General features: G+C 74.6%; 15 protein-coding genes. 6 read left to right on the top strand and 9 right to left on the bottom strand.

The window, feature by feature from the left end:
• Positions 1–169: 169 nt before the first annotated feature.
• On the bottom strand, positions 170–1438 hold the full coding sequence (locus ABD223_RS40325; RefSeq protein WP_344043033.1) for a glutamate mutase L: 1269 nt from the start codon (positions 1436–1438) through the stop codon (positions 170–172).
• A gap of 100 nt (positions 1439–1538) precedes the next feature.
• Here ABD223_RS40325 and ABD223_RS40320 point away from each other — a divergent pair, with 100 nt between their 5' ends.
• Entirely contained in the window at positions 1539–3059 is a 1521-nt protein-coding gene (locus tag ABD223_RS40320) for an amino acid permease (protein ID WP_344043031.1), read from the top strand.
• Between the two features lie 201 nt (positions 3060–3260).
• On the opposite strand, the gene ABD223_RS40315 is transcribed toward ABD223_RS40320, so the two are convergent.
• From ABD223_RS40315 to ABD223_RS40290, 6 genes are all read right to left on the bottom strand, one after another.
• A complete protein-coding gene (locus tag ABD223_RS40315) occupies positions 3261–4190 on the bottom strand; it encodes a cation diffusion facilitator family transporter (protein ID WP_344043029.1) in 930 nt (309 codons plus the stop codon).
• Between the two features lie 43 nt (positions 4191–4233).
• Complete coding sequence (manA, locus tag ABD223_RS40310) at positions 4234–5451, bottom strand: mannose-6-phosphate isomerase, class I (RefSeq protein WP_344043027.1); 1218 nt, start codon at positions 5449–5451, stop codon at positions 4234–4236.
• 4 nt (positions 5452–5455) lie between these two features.
• The gene (locus ABD223_RS40305) at positions 5456–6532 is read right to left on the bottom strand and encodes an SIS domain-containing protein (protein WP_344043025.1); all 1077 of its coding nucleotides are present in this window, start codon (positions 6530–6532) and stop codon (positions 5456–5458) included.
• Positions 6533–6538: 6 nt separating this feature from the next.
• A complete protein-coding gene (locus ABD223_RS40300; RefSeq protein ID WP_344043041.1) occupies positions 6539–6736 on the bottom strand; it encodes a Trm112 family protein in 198 nt (65 codons plus the stop codon).
• 5 nt (positions 6737–6741) lie between these two features.
• A complete protein-coding gene (locus ABD223_RS40295; protein WP_344043039.1) occupies positions 6742–8094 on the bottom strand; it encodes a phosphomannomutase/phosphoglucomutase in 1353 nt (450 codons plus the stop codon).
• A gap of 79 nt (positions 8095–8173) precedes the next feature.
• Complete coding sequence (locus ABD223_RS40290; protein ID WP_344043023.1) at positions 8174–8530, bottom strand: DUF3499 domain-containing protein; 357 nt, start codon at positions 8528–8530, stop codon at positions 8174–8176.
• 148 nt (positions 8531–8678) lie between these two features.
• On the opposite strand from ABD223_RS40290, the gene ABD223_RS40285 reads away from it, so the two are divergent.
• Entirely contained in the window at positions 8679–9125 is a 447-nt protein-coding gene (locus ABD223_RS40285; RefSeq protein WP_344043037.1) for a metallopeptidase family protein, read from the top strand.
• Between the two features lie 235 nt (positions 9126–9360).
• Here ABD223_RS40285 and ABD223_RS40280 read toward each other — a convergent pair whose 3' ends face one another.
• Together ABD223_RS40280 and ABD223_RS40275 are read right to left on the bottom strand one after the other, a co-directional pair.
• Positions 9361–12666, bottom strand: coding sequence for a glycosyltransferase (locus tag ABD223_RS40280; protein WP_344043021.1), 3306 nt, complete (start codon positions 12664–12666; stop codon positions 9361–9363).
• 71 nt (positions 12667–12737) lie between these two features.
• Positions 12738–13019 carry a WhiB family transcriptional regulator gene (locus ABD223_RS40275; RefSeq protein WP_344043019.1) on the bottom strand — a complete coding sequence of 94 codons (282 nt, stop codon included), beginning with the start codon at positions 13017–13019 and terminating at the stop codon, positions 12738–12740.
• A 308-nt stretch (positions 13020–13327) separates the two neighbouring features.
• Between ABD223_RS40275 and ABD223_RS40270 the strand changes: the two genes are divergently transcribed.
• From ABD223_RS40270 to ABD223_RS40255, 4 genes are all read left to right on the top strand, one after another.
• The gene (locus ABD223_RS40270) at positions 13328–14074 is read left to right on the top strand and encodes a site-2 protease family protein (protein WP_344043017.1); all 747 of its coding nucleotides are present in this window, start codon (positions 13328–13330) and stop codon (positions 14072–14074) included.
• A gap of 24 nt (positions 14075–14098) precedes the next feature.
• A complete protein-coding gene (gene cofD, locus ABD223_RS40265) occupies positions 14099–15064 on the top strand; it encodes a 2-phospho-L-lactate transferase (RefSeq protein ID WP_344043015.1) in 966 nt (321 codons plus the stop codon).
• A gap of 124 nt (positions 15065–15188) precedes the next feature.
• On the top strand, positions 15189–16496 hold the full coding sequence (locus tag ABD223_RS40260) for a coenzyme F420-0:L-glutamate ligase (protein ID WP_344043013.1): 1308 nt from the start codon (positions 15189–15191) through the stop codon (positions 16494–16496).
• Complete coding sequence (locus ABD223_RS40255) at positions 16493–17032, top strand: NUDIX hydrolase (protein WP_344043011.1); 540 nt, start codon at positions 16493–16495, stop codon at positions 17030–17032. The genes ABD223_RS40260 and ABD223_RS40255 overlap by 4 nt, the downstream gene beginning before the upstream one ends.
• The last annotated feature ends 54 nt before the right edge of the window (positions 17033–17086 follow it).

The raw sequence follows: 17086 nt of genomic DNA, 5'->3' as shown, positions 1-17086 counted from the left end.
GACCGCCGAGAAGGCGTTCTCCGACCTGAGGAAAGCGGGGGTGGTGGTCAGTCACCTGAGGCGTGACGTGCTGGTGCCGGACCTGGCCGGTTTGCGCGAATTCGCGGGAATCTGAAGACCCGCCGAGGCGGCCCGGCCCGTTGACCGGGTCGGGCCGCCGGCCGACCTGTCAGCCCAGGCGCGCCAGCAGCCGGTCGGCGGCGTCCACGCGGCCCTCGCCCGCGAGCAGCCCCGCCGGCGCCAGCACGTGCTCCCGGTCGACGGTGACCACCGCGTTCCGCAGCACCGGCCGCAGCACCGGGTCGGCGCGCAGCGCGCGTTCCACCTCCCCCACGGGCCCGGCGTGCCGGAACACCCCGCCCGACAGCACCAGCAGCCCCGCGCCCCGCGGACCCAGCTGCCCGTCGACCAGCGCCAGGTGCCTCCGCACGGCCAGCACCGCGGCCAGCACGCCCAGCCTCACGTCCTCGGCCGGGTCCTCCGGCAACCACGACACGTCGGCCGACCTCGTCACCGCGTCGGCCTGGAGCGCGATCGCCTCCGACCGGTCGACCAGCTTCTCCCGCAGCGCCGCGCTCACCAGCGTGCCCGCCGACCAGCGCACCCCCAGGTCGCCCTCGACCGTGCGGCGGTCCGGCGGCAGCGCCACCACCCGCTCGGGACCCTCCGCGGACGCCGTCGACACCGCCGAGTACACGTCGGTGGTCGCGCCGCCCACGTCGACCACGAGCACCGCGCCCTCGCGGTCCCGCGCGGCGAGGCGGGAGACGCCCGTGAGCACCGCGTCCGGCGTCACCGCGCGCACCAGCCGGCGGAACCGCGGCCCCCTCGACAGGCCCTTGCCGCCGATGACGTGCCGCAGGAACACCTCGCGGATCGCCTGGCGCGCCGGGCCCGGGGCCAGCTCGCCCACGTCCGGCAGCACGTTCGCGGTCGGCACCACGGTGCGCCCCGCCAGCAGCCGCAACGCGCCCTCGCGCGCCTCGGCGTTGCCCGCCAGCACGATCGGGCAGGCCAGCCGGTTCGCGCCGAGCCGCCCGGCGTTGTGCAGCAGCACCGAGTCGTCGCCGCCGTCCGTGCCGCCGACCAGCAGCACCACGTCCGGTCGGGTCGCGCGCAGCTCCCGGACGCCCGCGCCGTCCAGCGGCCCGGCGGAGACGTGCACGACCTTCGCGCCCGCCGACAACGCCACCCGGTACCCCGCCTCGGTGCTGACCAGGCGTTCCTGCCCGACGACCGCCAGCTTGAGCCCGCCGCCCGCCGACGAGCACGCGAGCACCCGCCCGACGGGGTTTAGCGCACCGCCGACCGCGTCAACCCCGCGGAGCACCTCGGGTGGGGTGGTCGGGTGCTGCGCCGTGCCCAGCAGCTCCCCGGCCTCCGACACGAGGGCGCCCTTGGTCCACGTCGAGCCGACGTCCAAGCACAGCACGGTCATGCGGCGCAACCTACCGGTGCGGCCGTTCGGGGCACCTGACCTTAGTCTGACCGGATCTACCAGCACCTCATCAACCACCAGCACCCCAGGGAGGCCGGCAGTGCCGGGTAACGGGCTGTGGCGCACGAAATCGGTCGAGCAGTCGATCGCGGACACCGACGAACCGAACACCAGGCTGCGCAAGGAGCTCACCGCGTGGGACCTGACCGTGTTCGGTGTCGCGGTGGTGATCGGCGCGGGCATCTTCACCCTCACCGCCTCCACGGCGGGCAACCTCGCGGGACCGTCGGTGTCCTTGGCGTTCGTGCTGGCGGCGGTCGCCTGCGCGCTGGCCGCGCTGTGCTACGCCGAGTTCGCCTCGACCGTGCCGGTGGCGGGCAGCGCGTACACGTTCTCCTACGCCACGTTCGGCGAGTTCGCGGCGTGGATCATCGGCTGGGACCTGGTGCTGGAGTTCGCGGTCGGCGCGGCCGCCGTGGCCAAGGGCTGGTCGCTGTACCTGGAGACGGTGCTCGGGCAGCTCGGGCTGTCGGTGCGGACCACCGCGAGCGTCGGCGGCTTCGACGTCGACTGGGGCTCGCTGCTGCTCGTCGCGGCGCTGACCGGGCTGCTGATCGTGGGCACGAAGCTGTCGTCGCGGGTCAGCACCGTGATCACCGCCGTGAAGGTGGCCGTGGTGCTGCTGGTGATCGTGCTCGGCATCGGGTACATCAACACGGCGAACTACAGCCCGTACATCCCGCCCGCCGAGACCGGTGAGGCGACCGCCACGGGCCTGGAGCAGTCGCTGTTCTCCCTGCTGACGGGCTTCGACGGCAGCACTTACGGCGTGCTGGGGCTGCTCGCCGCCGCGTCGCTGGTGTTCTTCGCGTTCATCGGCTTCGACGTGGTCGCCACGACCGCCGAGGAGACCCGCGACCCGCAGCGCGCCGTGCCGCGCGGCATCCTCGGTTCGCTGGCCATCGTGACCGTGCTGTACGTGGCGGTGTCGCTGGTGATCACCGGCATGCTGCCCTACACCGAGCTGAAGACGCAGCCCGACGGCACGCGCGCCACCCTGGCCACCGCGTTCTCCGCCAACGGCGTCGACTGGGCGGCCACGGTGATCTCGGTGGGCGCGCTGGCCGGCCTGACCACCGTGGTGATGGTCCTGATGCTCGGCCAGTCGCGGGTGCTGTTCGCGATGTCCCGCGACGGCCTGCTGCCGCGCGGCCTGGCGCGCACCGGGCGGCGCGGCACGCCGCACCGGATCACCGCCGTCATCGGCGTGCTGGTCGCGATCGCGGCCGGTTTCTTCCCGGCGGGCAAGCTGGAGGAGATGGTGAACGTGGGCACGCTGTTCGCGTTCATCCTGGTGTCGGCCGGTGTGCTGGTGCTGCGCAAGACCAGGCCGGACCTGCCGCGCGGGTTCCGCGTGCCGCTCGTGCCGGTGGTGCCGGTGCTGGCCATCCTCGCCTGCCTGTGGCTGATGCTGAACCTGACCGCGCTGACCTGGGTGCGGTTCCTGGCGTGGATGGCGCTGGGCGTGGTGGTGTACTTCGCGTACGGCCGCCGGCACTCCCTGCTGGGCAAGCGGGGCGCCACGGCCGCGCCCGTGGTGGAGGAGGACGAGGTCCCGTAGCTCCGGACCGGTGGACCCGGTCCGCGTCGAGACGTCGAGACGTCGGGCGAGGCGGCGTCGAAAGAACGGCGAAGGGCGACGAGCGCTGCGCACAGCGCTCGTCGCCCTCGCGGTCACGGGCGAACTCCCCGGTGGCGGGGAACTCCTCGCCTCAGGGCTGTAGCCCTACGGGTTCAGCCCTGCGGCTACAGCCCTGAGGCATCAACCCTGCGCCTTCGCCGCCGTCGACCGGTCCAGGTCGGGCTCCAGGTAGATCAACCGCGCCGACGGCACCCGGTTGCGCACCCGCTGCTCCGCGTGGTCGATGGCCTGCGCCACCTCGGTCAGCGACAGCCCCGGCTCCAGCGCGATCTTCGCCGCCACCAGCAGCTCGTCCGGCCCGATGTACTGCGTCTTGACGTGGATGACCCGCTGCACCTTGCCCGCCGCCAGCTCGTCCACGATCACGTCCAGCTCGGCCGGCGCCGCGCCCTCGCCGATCAGCAGCGACTTCATCTCGATGATCAGGATGACCGCGATGACGCCCAGCAGCACGCCGATGCAGATGGTGCCGATGGCGTCCCACACCGGGTCACCGGTGATGGACGACAGGCCGACGCCGCACAGCGCCAGGACCAGGCCGAACAGCGCGCCCGCGTCCTCGAGCAGCACCACCGGCAGCTCGGGCACCTTCGACTGGCGGATGAACTGCCACCACGTGGCGTTGCCCTTGACCGCCCTCGACTCGACGATCGCGGTGCGGAAGCTGTAGCACTCCAGGCCGATCGCGACGACCAGGATGACCACCGCGACCATCGGGCTGTTCAGCTCTTCGTGGGCCTCCAGCTTGTGGATGCCCTCGTAGAGCGCGAACACCGAGCCGAGGCTGAACAGCATCAGCGCCACGATGAACGAGTAGAAGTAGCGGTCCCGGCCGAACCCGAACGGGTGGGCCAGGGTCGCCTTCCTCTTCGCGGTCTTCTGCCCCAGCAGCAGCAAGCCCTGGTTCGACGTGTCCGCCACCGAGTGCACCGACTCGGCCAGCATCGACGACGACCCGGTGATCAGGAAGCCGATGAACTTGGCCGTGGCGATACCGGCATTGGCGACCAGCGCGGCGATGATCGCCTTGGTCCCGCCCCCTGCTGACACGATTGCTCCCTACGCGCCCGAGGTCTGTTTGGTCGGGGTGACCCTACTCAACCCCGGGGGTGGCGCGGAAAAGCTGAACCGAAACATCCGCGGATACCACCACGGCCGGGTCGCGGGCCGGCAGCCACACCGACTGACCCCGTCCCACCACCAGCGACGCGCCGTCGGAGGTCAGCGTCGCCCGGCCGCGCGTGCAGATCATGATCTGCGGCCCGCCGTGGTCCAGCCGCACCTCACCGCCCGGCGGCACCTCGACCCGGGACAGCTCGAACTCCGGGCACGGCGTCCGGTACGCCCACAGCCCCGGCGCGGTCTCCTCGCCCCGCAGCACGGTCATGTCGCCGCAGGCGAAGTCCAGCACGCGCATCAGCTCGGGCACGTCGACGTGCTTGGGCGTGAGCCCGCACCGCAGCACGTTGTCCGAGTTCGCCAGGATCTCGATGCCCGTGCCGTGCAGGTACGCGTGCAGGTTGCCGGCGGGCAGGAAGATCGCCTCGCCCGGCTGGAGCACGTGCCGGTTGAGCAGCAGCGCGGCCAGCACGCCCGCGTCACCGGGGTACGCCTCGCCCAGCTCCAGGGCGGTGCGGCACTCCAGGTCGAACTCGCCGTGCTCCTTCACGTGCACCACGCACGCGTCCAGCACCTGCGGCAGCAGCACGTCCAGCGCGGTCTGCGGCAGCGTGATCAGCGTGGTGAACAGCGCGCGCAGGCCGTCGGGGTCCGGCTGGGCGGCCAGCAGCTCGGTGTAGGGCGCGAAGTCGGGCGCGTCCAGGGACCGCAGCAGCGCCACCGTCCGCGCCGGGTCCCGGAACCCGGCCAGCGCGTGGAACTCGGTCAGCGCGCAGATCAGCTCCGGCTTGGCCGACGGGTCCTTGTAGTTCCGCACCGGCGAGTCGATCGGCACGCCCGCCGCGTCCTCGACGGCGAACCCGAGCGCGGCCTGCTCGGCCGACGGGTGCGCCTGGAGGCTCAGCGCCTCCTCGGCGGCCAGCACCTTCAGCAGGAACGGCAACCGGCTGCCCCAGCGGTCGGCGCACCGCGCGCCCAGCTGCCCGTCGGGGTCCTCGGCGAGCAGGTCCAGCAGCGAGCGCACCGCGCCGTCCGGGCCGACCACGCGGGACGGGTCGCCCGGGTGGGCGCCCATCCACAGCTCGGCCTCCGGGTGCGGCGCGGGCACCTCCCTGCCGAGCAGCTCGGCGATGGCCGTGCGCGAACCCCACGCGTACGGCCGGACCGCGTTGTGCAGCAGTTCCACAGTCATCCCCTCACACGGCCGGCGCGTAGCGCCCCGGCCCGCCGAGCGTGCCCGCGGCCAAGCCCAGGTACAGCGCGGCCAGCTCGAACCGCAGCGCGAGCAGCGCGGCGCACACGGCGTCGCCGCCGCCGACCTCCTCGGCCGGTTCGAGCACGTCGGCTCCCGACAACGTCTCCAGCGCGACCCGCCGGGCGAACTCCGCCTGCGGCCCCTGGCGCACGGCCAGCAGCAGCACGCGCACCAGGCCGTCCTGCTCGTCGTCCGGGTCTGCGAAGAGGTCGGCGCCCGACGTGCCGCTCACCGCCCGGCGGTGCAGCACCGAGCGCGTCAGGGCCTGAGGATAGCCGGCCACGTCGCTCACCACGCCCGCGTACGCCGCCAGCGCGTTCGCGCCGTGCGCGGCCACGGCCGTGGCCAGGTCGTCCAGCCCCCACAGCAGCGGGGTGCGCTCGGCCACCCGCAGCGCCAGCGCCTTGGCCGGGTTCACGAACGACTCGTGCGCCGGGTGGCAGCGCTCGGCCTCCCGGTCCAGCTCGTCGGCGATCGCCTGCACGTCCACGTCGAGCAGCCGCAGCGCGTTCAGCGCCGACAGCCACGCGGCGAACCCGCGGGCGAAGCCGAAGCCCTGCGGCACGGGCACGCGCGGCGGCACCAGCAGGGCGCGCTGCGCGGCGGCGGCGGCCACCGGGCCCTCCGACTCGGCGGTGAGCAGCACCCGCGCGCCGCGCCGGACCGCCCGGTCGACCGACTCGGCCAGCAGCACGTCGCCGGGGTCCTCGGTGTGCGCGAGCACCACGTCCAGCGCGCCCACCCACGCGGGCACGTCGTCGGAGACCACGACCGGCACCGGGCAGCGCGGCCCGAGCAGCGCGGTCACCAGGCCCGCCACGGCGCTCGCCACGCCCGGCCGGGTGACCATGACCACCGCGCGCGGGCGGTCGGCGAACAGGCGTGCGACGCCCAGCTCACCGGTCGCCTCGGCGGTGGCCCTGACCTGCGCGCCCGCTCGGGCGGCCGCGCGCAGCAGGCCGCCCGGGTCGGCGTCGATGAGCCGGTGCTGGTCGTCGAGCAGGCTGTCGTCAAGCACGCTGGGTCACCCGGCCGTCGGCTCGACTGCCTCGTCCAGCAGCAGCACCGGGATGCCCTCCCGGACCGGGAACGACCGGCCGCACGAGGTGCAGGTCAGGTAGTCCGCCTGCGGGTCGGTCGCGGTGCCGGTCTTCAGCGGGGCGTGCTCCGGGCACGGGCACGCCAGGATCTCCAGCAGTTGCGCGTCGAGTTGGACCGCCACGGCGCTCATCCCCTCACGATCGCCAGGACCTCGTCGCGCAGTGCCGCGACCGAGGCCGCGTCGGCGGCTTCGACGTTGAGCCGCAGCAGCGGCTCCGTGTTGGAGGCGCGCAGGTTGAACCACGAGCCGTCGGGCAGGCTCACCGTGAGGCCGTCCAGCTCGTCCAGCTCGACGCCCTCGCGGCCGCCGAACTCGGCCTTGATGGCGGCCAGCCTGCCCTGCTGGTCGCCCACCGTCGAGTTGACCTCGCCGGACGCGGCGTAACGCTCGTAAGCGCTGGTCAGGTCGGACAGCGGGCCGTCCTGCTCGCCGAGCGCGGCCAGCACGTGCAGCGCGGCCAGCATGCCGGTGTCGGCGCGCCAGAAGTCCCGGAAGTAGTAGTGCGCGGAGTGCTCGCCGCCGAAGATCGCGCCGGTCTTGGCCATCTCCTCCTTGATGAAGGAGTGGCCGACGCGGGTGCGCACCGGGACGCCGCCGTGCTCGCGCACGATCTCCGGCACCGCGTGCGAGGTGATCAGGTTGTGGATGACCGTGCCGCCCGGGTCCTTGGCCAGCTCGCGCACGGCGACCAGCGCGGTGATCGCGGACGGCGACACCGGCTCGCCGCGCTCGTCGACCACGAAGCAGCGGTCGGCGTCGCCGTCGAACGCCACGCCGGCGTCCGCGCCCTCCTCCAGGACGCGCGCCTGGAGGTCGACGATGTTCTTCGGGTCGAGCGGGTTGGCCTCGTGGTTGGGGAAGCTGCCGTCCAGCTCGAAGTACATCGGGACGACCTCGATCGGCAGGCCCTCGAAGACCTGGGGCACGGTGTGGCCGCCCATGCCGTTGCCCGCGTCGACCACGACCTTCAGCGGCCGGCTGTCGGACAGGTCCACCAGCTGCCGCAGGTAGGCGGCGTACTCGGAGAGCATGTCGCGCTCGGTGACGGCGCCCTTGGCCACGCCCTCCGCGTCGGGCACGCCCTGCTCGGCGTCCTGCCGGATCTGCCCCAGGCCGCTGTCCTGGCCCACCGGGGCGGCGCCCGCGCGGCACAGCTTGATGCCGTTGTACTCGGCCGGGTTGTGGGAGGCGGTGAACATCGCGCCGGGCAGGTCGAGCTTGCCGGAGGCGAAGTAGAGCATGTCCGTGCTGGCGAGGCCGATGGTGACGACGTCGACGCCCTGGGCGGTCACGCCGTCGGCGAACGCGGCGGCCAGGCCCGGCGACGACTCGCGCATGTCGTGGCCGATGACGACGGCGGGTCCGCCGACCAGGCGCGCGAACGCCGCGCCGAAGTCGCGCACGACGCCCTCGTCGAGCTGCTCCCCGACCAGACCGCGGATGTCGTAAGCCTTGACGATGCCGGACAGATCGCGCACAGCCACACTCCCAAGTTGGCTCTTGACACTGCCTTGGGAAGCGTACCGGCGCGCGCGTCGGCGGCGTGTCCGGTGTCGTTCAGTCTTCGTTCGGATCGGGCAGAACGCGCAGGTGGCCGCGTCTGATGGTGCCCGCCGGCACCTCCGGCACCTCGATCGCCGGTGTGCGCCCGGCCTCGCGCACGGCCTCCGCCAGGGCGGTCAGGTCGTCCACGGTGGGTTCGGGGGCGCGGAACTCGCCCTGGTGCCGCACGACCTCCCAGCCGCGCGGGGCGGTGAGGCGCAGCGCGTGCTCCTCGCAGAGGTCGTAGGAGTGCGGTTCGGAGTACGTGGCCAGTGGTCCGACCACCGCCGTGGAGTCCGCGTAGGCGTACGTGAGCGTGGCGACTGCCGGGTTCCCGCACCCGGTTCGCGAGCACCGTCTCACGCTCCGCACGGCGGGGACGATATCGCGTCCCGCGTCGGGTGTGTTGGATTACCTCCGGCGCGGCGCTGGAGGTGGCCGCGGAGTTCGGCAAGTTGCCTGGTCGAGGAGGTACCCGGCGGGGGCCCGACGGCGGACAACTACCCTGGACGCCGTGGTGATGGCTCGGGGTTCACGGAGGCAGGGCGCTCCGCGGCGACGCAACCGCGACCGGCACGGGCGCGGGTTGCGCGGTCCGCTGTACCCGGCCTCCCTGCCGGCGGCGCGGAGCCGGGCCGAGCGCTTCGACGCGCTGGTCCTGGAAGCGCTGGAACCGATCGAGGCGCGGTGGCGCACCGAACTGACCCAGCTGGACGTCGCGGTGGACGACGTGCCCGACGTGGCGCCCAACGGCGACGACGGCGACGTGGTGGAGGACGGCAACGTCCCCCTGGCCCGCCTGGTGCCCGCGGGCGCCGACCGCCGCGCCCGGATCGTCCTGTACCGGCGGCCCCTGGAGGCCCGCGCCAAGGACGGCGCCGACCTGTCCGACCTGGTCCACGACGTCCTGGTCGAACAGGTGGCCAACTACCTGGGCCTGGACCCGGACGTGATCGACGGCGACTGACCGCCCCCGAACGCGGAACTCGGGGGTCCTGAACGTACGACACGGCAGTCCCGAACGTACGACTCGCGATGCCCGAGTGGACGACACGCGATGTCGGAGTGGACGACACGCGCGGGTGTGAGCGCTCTCACTGCGCGTGTCCTCCGGTCGGGCAGCGCGTGTCCTCCGGTCCGGTGTCGCGAGTCGTACGTCCAGGACGACCGTGTCGTACGTTCAGGTTGGTCGAGTTGTGCGTTCAGGGGCGCCGGGTCCTGCGTTCGGGGCGGCGGGTCGGCAGGGCGGTCAGGAGGGTGAAGAGGGTCGCGGCCGCCTGGAGGAGCAGGAGGAGCTCGCGGAGCGTCGAGGAGGCCTCCACGCGGACCTCCGAGGCCGTGTCGGGCAGCGTCACGCCGACCAGGTGGCCCCACGCCCGGACGGTGGCCACCTCGCGGCCGTCGACCCACGCGCGCCAGCCCGGCTCCTCCTCCGCCGCCAGGACCAGCAGGCGCCCTTCCGGGCCCTCGGACACCCGCACGGCCACCTCCGGCGGCGCGGCCTCCACGGGCGCGGTGCCGGGCGCGCCCAGCTCGGTGGGCGGGTCGCCGCCGGTGCGGGCGCGGCGGCCCAGTTCGGGTGACAGCAGCACGGCGTTGCCGGCCGCCGGCTGCACCCGGAGGACCGGGCGGCCGTCGGTCATCGACGGGGTCACCGCCACCAGGTCGCCCGCCGCGTCGCGCAGCCGCTGCGCCGCCTCCAGGTCGGGCAGCACCACGAACGCCACGCCCGAGGCGGCGGCCTGCGCCAGGGCGGTCCGCGCCGCGTCCGGCGCGCCGCCGGTCAGCTCGCGCGCCCAGCGGTCCAGGCGCGTGGTGGCCGTCGCCACGGGCACGTGGTCGTCGTCCCCGAACGCGGGGAGCCTGCCGGCCACCAGCCGGTTCGGCGTGCCCAGCACGAGCACCGAGCGGCCGGTCTGCGCCAGCTCCTGCTCCAGGGTCGACGGCAGCCGGGCCGGCGAGGCGGTCAGCGGGCCCGAGCGCAGGCCGGCGAACCCCGCGCAGGCCAGGGCCAGGACCGCGAGGGCGCCGACGACCGGGACGACCCGGGCGAGGGGCAGGGGCGCCACGTCGCGCCGGAACGCCGACAGCACCACCCACAGCAGGCCCCAGCCGACCACCACCAGCGGCGCGCCCGCCCACCCGGGCTGGGCCGGGCCGCCGGGCAGCGGCGTCACCGCCGCGGTCCGCACCACGACCACCGCGAGCCCGCCCAGCACCACCACCGCCAGGCCGGCCAGCATCGACCGGTGCGGGCGCAGCGCCGCCGCGGCGAGGGCCAGGACCACGACCACCAGCCCGACGAACGGCGCCGCACCCGGCCCGCCGGGCCGCAGCGACAGCAGGTCGACCAGGCCGGCGACGGGCGTCTCCGCGAACGCGCCCACGCCGTGCAGCACCACCGACGGGTGCTGGAGCACCACGGCGGGCCACGGCAGCAGCAGCGCCATCGGCAGCAGCACCACCACGAACAGCGACGCCACCCGCCGCCGCCCGTCGCCCTCCCGGCCGGGCACCACGACGAACCCGACCAGCGCCGCCAGCGCCACCAGGCCGTGCACCAGGGGCGAGAACGCGCCCAGCGCCGCCACCGCCAGCGCCGTGCCCGACGCCACCGGCAGCCACGACACCCCGGCGCCGCCGCGCAGCACCGACACCACCCCGGCGGCCACCAGCGGCAGCAGCACGTGCACCACCACGACGTCCAGCCGGCCCTGGCTCACCGCCGACGTCGCCGCGGGCAGCAGCGCGTACCCGGCCGCCACCAGCGCCCGCACCGGCCGCCGCACGGGCAGCCGCCGCGTCGCCACGTACGCGAACAGCCCGGCCAGCGGCGCGTCGCCGACGAACAGCACCGCCACCAGGGCGGCGGGCGAGCCGAGCGGCGCACCCAGCGCGCCCAGCACGGCCAGCGCGGCGGGCGCGGGCGCGGTCGTGCCGCCGGCCACCGGGTGCCAGGACGCCAGGTACGCCGACCAGGTCTCGGCCAGGTCGCCCACGGGCAGCAGCCGCCCGCCGGCCAGGTCGAGGCCGATCCGGGACGCGTTGGCCAGCACCCCGAACACCGCCAGCCCGAGCACGAGCAGCAGCGGCGGCCCCAGCACCAGCGACCGCAGCAGCCGCGCCCGGTCCACCTCGACGAACACGATGCCGGACGGGACCGCGGTGGTGCCGCGCGGCACGGGCGAGGGCCGCGGGCGGGGTAACGGGCGCGACGCCGGGGCGATCGCGGCCGGTGTCTCCACCGGCACGGTCACCGCGGGCCGGCGCAGGCCGCCCGTCGCCCGCACGGGCCGCCGCCGCGACAGCACGCCCGCGGGCAGCGCCGCCGGCCCGACCGGTGGACGCTCCACTTCGGACGGCAGCGACCACGCCACGGGCCGCCGGTCGTCGTCGGGCAGCCGCCCGAGCGCCAGGTCCGCCTCGACGCGCCGGCGGATCAGGTGGGCCGCCGCGGCGCGGACCGCGTTGCGCGACCGGGTGAGCCGACTGGTGGACAACCCGCGCACCACGCCGTGCTGCGGCCGCTCGGCGCGCCCGGCCCGCAGCCGCGCCCGCCCGCCCAGCAGGTACCGCAGCGCACCCACCTCGGCGCGCGCGTCGGAGAACCGCCGCAGCAGCAGGAACCCCAGGGCGCGCAGCACCGCGAGCACGGCCAGCCGCGGCAGCCCCACCGCGAACGCCACCGCGCCGCAGTTCACCAGGAACGTCCGCAGCCCGTGCGCCCGGTCCACGCCGCGCGTCGCGGGCCCGGGGGCCGCCGCGACCGCGTCCGGTCGCCGCAGGCCGCGCCCGATGGCCCGCGCGTGCCGCATCCGCGCCACCGGCACGGACAGCACCAGGTGGCCGGCGAGGTTCGCCCGCCACCCGAAGTCGACGTCGTCGCGCAACAACGGCATCCGCCGGTCGTAGCCGCCGAGCTCCTCCCACACCCGGCGCCGCACCAGCGACCCGGCCGAGGGCACCGCCAGCACCTCGGTGCTCTGCTCGAACGCCCCGGCGGGCTCCGCCGCGCCGATGCCGGTCTGCCGGTGACCGGACGCGTCCGTGGACAGCCCGGCCTCCACGACCAGCCGCGGGTCGGACCAGTCCAGGCCCAGGGGTCCCAGCACGGCGGCCGAGGGCGACACCTCGGCGGCGGTCAGCAGCGCGGACAGGCAGTCCGGTTCGGGCGCGCAGTCGTCGTGCAGCAGCCACACCCACGCGCCGGGGTCGCCCCACCGCTCCACGGCGTGCTCCACGGCGGCGTGCACGGCCTCGCCGAACCCCGTGCCGCGCGGGAGCGTCAGCACGCCGTCAATCACCCGATCGATACCCTCGGCGGCCTCGGCGAGGAGCCCGGCCGTCCCGTCCGCGGACCCGGTGTCGACCGCGATCACGTGCCTCGGCCTCGGCCGCTGCCCGCGCAGCGCGGACAGCGCCGCGCCCAGCCACCGGTCGCCGTCGTGGCACACCAGCACCGCCAGCACGGGCGCGGTGCGCAGCCGTGGAGCAGCCCCGCTCGTCAAGTGCCGCTCCTCGCAAGATCGTCCGACTACGCCGTGGGACGCCCACGGTAAGCCAGGCGGATCTCAAGCGGTCACACGGCGCGCTTCTTCAGCTTCCTCCGCTCGCGTTCGGACAGCCCGCCCCAGATGCCGAAGCGCTCGTCGTGCTGCAACGCGTACTCCAGGCACTCCGAGCGCACCTCGCAGCCCAGGCAGATGCGCTTGGCCTCCCTGGTGGAGCCGCCCTTCTCGGGGAAGAACGCCTCGGGGTCCGTCTGCGCGCACAGGGCGCGCTCCTGCCAGTCCTGCTCATCCGTCACGTCGAACAGGCCGAGCACGACCGGCTCCGGTGCCGGGACATCCCCGTCCACCATGCGACCCCCGTCGATTTCCCGGTCAGAAATTTCCTGCACAGTCCGCCTCCTCGCCTTCCGCTCTCCCCGGTTGGCGGACACCACTCGCCGTCCCCACAACGACGAATGACACCGATGTGATTACACCTGTGTCACAACACCCGGTCAAGCGGAGTCCACAGGACGGGGGATATTCGCGCGGATGGCCGCAAAAACCTTGACCAGCAGCACAGACAGTGATTCAAGCGCTGCGCGGGGCGATGGCGGGTGCGCGAACGGCCCAGCGGACGGGCTACCTGGCCCGCCCCCGGGCGGGCCACACTGGTGTGGTGAAGAGATCAGCGGTGCGTCCGAGTCCACTGTTCCTCAGCCTGCTCGCGGTGACGGTGGCAGGCGCCGTGCTGACCCTGTTCGACGACGCCCTGCGCACGCTGGGCACGGTCCTGTTCGTGCTCGGTGGCTGGGCGGTTTCGCTGTGCCTGCACGAGTTCGGTCACGCGATCGTGGCATATCGGGGCGGTGACCACGCGGTCAAGGGCAAGGGCTACCTGACGCTGGACATCCGCCGGTACACCGACCCGGTGTTCAGCATCGTGCTGCCGTTGGTGCTGCTGGCGTTCGGCGGCATCCCGCTGCCCGGCGGCGCGGTGTGGATCAACCACCACGCGCTGCGCGACCGGCGGGTGGAGTCGATGGTGTCGCTGGCCGGGCCGGCGAGCAACCTGGTGCTGGGCGCGCTGCTGGCGGCGTCCGTCGCGCTGTTCGACCCCGCGCCCGGCCTGGCCGCCGCGCTGTCCTACCTGGCCGCGGTGCAGGTCATCGCGTTCGTGCTGAACATCCTGCCGATCCCCGGCCTGGACGGCTGGGGTGCGATCGAGCCCTACATGTCCTACTCGGCGCGGCAGTTCGGCGCCAAGGCGCGGCCGTGGGCGCCGTTCGTGCTGTTCGCGGTGCTGATCGGGTTCCCGACCGTCAACGCCCTGTTCTTCGACGCCGCCTACTCGGTGTTCGACCTGCTCGGGGGCGACCGCTGGCTGGCCTACGTGGGCGCGGACACCTTCCTGTTCTGGCGCTGACGCGCGGTGGGAGGATGGCGTCCCGTGAAGGTCGTCGTACTGGTTGGCGGGGTCGGCGGGGCGCGGTTCCTGGTGGGGTTGCGCGCACTCCTGCCCGGTCCTGAGCACGAGATCACCGCCGTGGTGAACACGGGTGACGACGTGTGGATGCACGGGTTGCGGGTCTGCCCCGACCTGGACACCTGCATGTACACCCTCGGTGGCGGGATCGACGGTGAGCGCGGCTGGGGCCGGGCGGACGAGACGTGGGCGGTCAAGGAGGAGCTGGCCGCCTACGGCGCGGACCCGACCTGGTTCGGCCTCGGCGACCGGGACGTCGCCACGCACCTGGTGCGCACCCGGATGCTGCGGGCCGGCTACCCGCTGTCGGCCGTGACCGAGGCGCTGTGCCACCGCTGGGCGCCCGGCGTGCGGCTGCTGCCGATGTCGGACGACCGGGTCGAGACGCACGTGGTCGTGGACGCGGACGGCGGCGAGAAGGCGATCCACTTCCAGGAGTGGTGGGTCCGGCACCGGGCCGCGCTGCCCGCGCGGTCGTTCGCCTCGGTCGGCGCGGAGACCGCGACGCCGGCCCCCGGCGTGCTGGACGCGCTCGCGGAGGCCGACGCGGTGCTGTTCGCGCCGTCGAACCCGGTGGTGAGCGTGGGCACGATCCTCGGCGTGCCGGGGGTGCGGGACGCGTTGCGCAAGACCGAGGCCGGTGTGGTCGGGCTGTCCCCGATCGTGGGCGGCAAGCCGCTGCGCGGGATGGCCGACGCGTGCCTGTCGGCGATCGGCGTCGAGACCTCCGCCGAGGCGGTGGGCAGGCACTACGGGTCGCGCAAGACCACCAGGAACGGCGTGCTGGACGGCTGGCTGGTGCACACCGGCGACCGCTGCGACGTGCCCGGGGTGGCGGTGCGCGCGGTGCCGCTGCTGATGTCCGATGTGGACGCGACCGCCGCGATGGCGAAGGTGGCGCTGGAGCTGGCCGGGGTGGACGTTGGCTGAGCCGGGTTCTGTCGGCGGGATTTCACCCGAAGGGGATTCCACCGGAGGGGATTTCGCCGGAGGGGGTTCTGTCGGCGGGGGTTCTGTCGGCGGGGGTTCCCCCGACCACGCCGCGCCGGGCGCGGTGACGTTGCTGCCGGTGCCGGGCCTGCCGGAGTTCCGGCCCGGTGACGACCTGGCGGGCGCGCTGGCGTCGGCCGCGCCGTGGCTGCGCGACGGCGACGTGGTGGTGGTCACGTCCAAGGTGCTGTCCAAAGTGGAAGGTCGGCTGGTGCCGGTGCCCGCCGACCCGGAGGCCCGGGACGCGATCCGGCGGGAGTGGGTGTCGGCCGAGGCGGTGCGCGTGCTGGCGCGGCGCGGGCGGACGCTGATCACCGAGAACAAGCTCGGCATCGTGCAGGCGGCGTCCGGGGTGGACGCGTCGAACGTGGCGGGCGACGAGATCGCGCTGCTGCCGGTGGACCCCGACGGGTCGGCGGCGGCGCTGCGGGCCGAGCTGTTCGAGCGGCTGGGCGTGCGCGTGGCCGTCGTGGTGACCGACACCATGGGCCGGGCCTGGCGGGTCGGCCAGACCGACGCGGCGATCGGGGCGTCCGGGCTGGCCGTGCTGCACCGGTACGCGGGCTCGGTGGACCGGCAGGGCAACGCGCTGGTGGTGACCGAGGTCGCGGTGGCGGACGAGGTCGCCGCGGCGGCCGACCTGGTGAAGGGCAAGCTGGGCGCGGTGCCGGTGGCGGTGGTGCGCGGGCTGCCGGTGTCCGACGACGGCTCGTCGGCGCGCGACCTGACCCGGCCGGTGGAGGACGACCTGTTCCACCTGGGCACCGCCGAGGCGCTGGCGCGCGGGCGGGCCGAGGCGGTGCTGGTGCGCCGCTCGGTGCGGGCGTTCACGGCGGAGCCGGTGTCCCCGGAGGCGATCAGGCGGGCCGTGGCGGCGGCGCTGACCGCGCCCGCGCCGCACCACACGCGGCCGGTGCGGTTCGTGCGGCTGACGGACCGGCGCGCGGAGCTGCTGTCGGCGATGCGGGCCCGGTGGGAGGACGACCTGCGGGGCGACGGGCTGCCCGAGGAGCGGATCGCCCGGCGGACCGCCCGCGGCGACTTCCTGCGGGACGCGCCGGAGGTCGTGGTGCCGTTCCTGGTGCGGGAGGGCGCGCACGACTACCCGGACGAGCGGCGCTCCGCGGCCGAGCGGACGATGTTCACCGTCGCGGGCGGCGCGGCCGTGCAGGGGCTGCTGGTGGCGCTGGCCGCCGAGGGGCTCGGGTCGTGCTGGGTGTCGTCGACGATCTTCTGCCCGGACGTCGTGCGGTCCGCGCTGGAGCTGCCCGAGGACTGGGAGCCGCTGGGCGCGGTGGCGATCGGCCACCCGGTGGAGGAGCTGGCGCCGCGACCGCCGCGCGAGCCGGACGAAGGGTTCCTGGAGCGTTGAACCTGCACGAGGACACCGCGGCGACGTTGGCGGGGTGGCGTCCGGCCGACTCCGCGCAGGAGTCGCTGCGACAGGCGTACCTGGGGTTCCTGGCCGCCCGGCCGGACGCCTGCGCGCGGTCGTGCGAACCCGGGCACGTCACCGCGTCGGCGCTGGTCCTGGACGACTCCGGCGAGCGCACGCTGCTGACGCTGCACCCCCGGGTGGGGCGGTGGCTCCAGCTGGGCGGGCACTGCGAGCCGGGTGACCTGACGCTGGCCGGGACGGCGCTGCGCGAGGCCGCGGAGGAGTCCGGGATCGAGGGGCTGGTGATCGAGCCGGAGCCGCTGCACCTGGACGTGCACCCGATCACGTGCTCGCTCGGCAAGCCGACGCGGCACTTCGACGTGCGGTTCCTGGTGCGGGCGCCGGCCGGTGCGCGGCACGCGCGCAGCGCCGAGTCCGTCGACCTGCGGTGGTGGCCGCTGGACGCCCTGCCGCCGGACGTCGACGACCTTCGTCCGATGATCTCCGCGGCGCTCGTCCGGATGGCCTGAAGGGCTTGTGATCCCGGTCATAGGGCTTCATGCTGTCACCGCTCTGGGAGCGCT

The organism is Saccharothrix xinjiangensis (genome assembly GCF_039527585.1).
GTDB classification, from domain to species: Bacteria; Actinomycetota; Actinomycetes; order Mycobacteriales; family Pseudonocardiaceae; genus Actinosynnema; species Actinosynnema xinjiangensis.
This window is presented reverse-complemented; position numbering and strand designations above follow the sequence as displayed.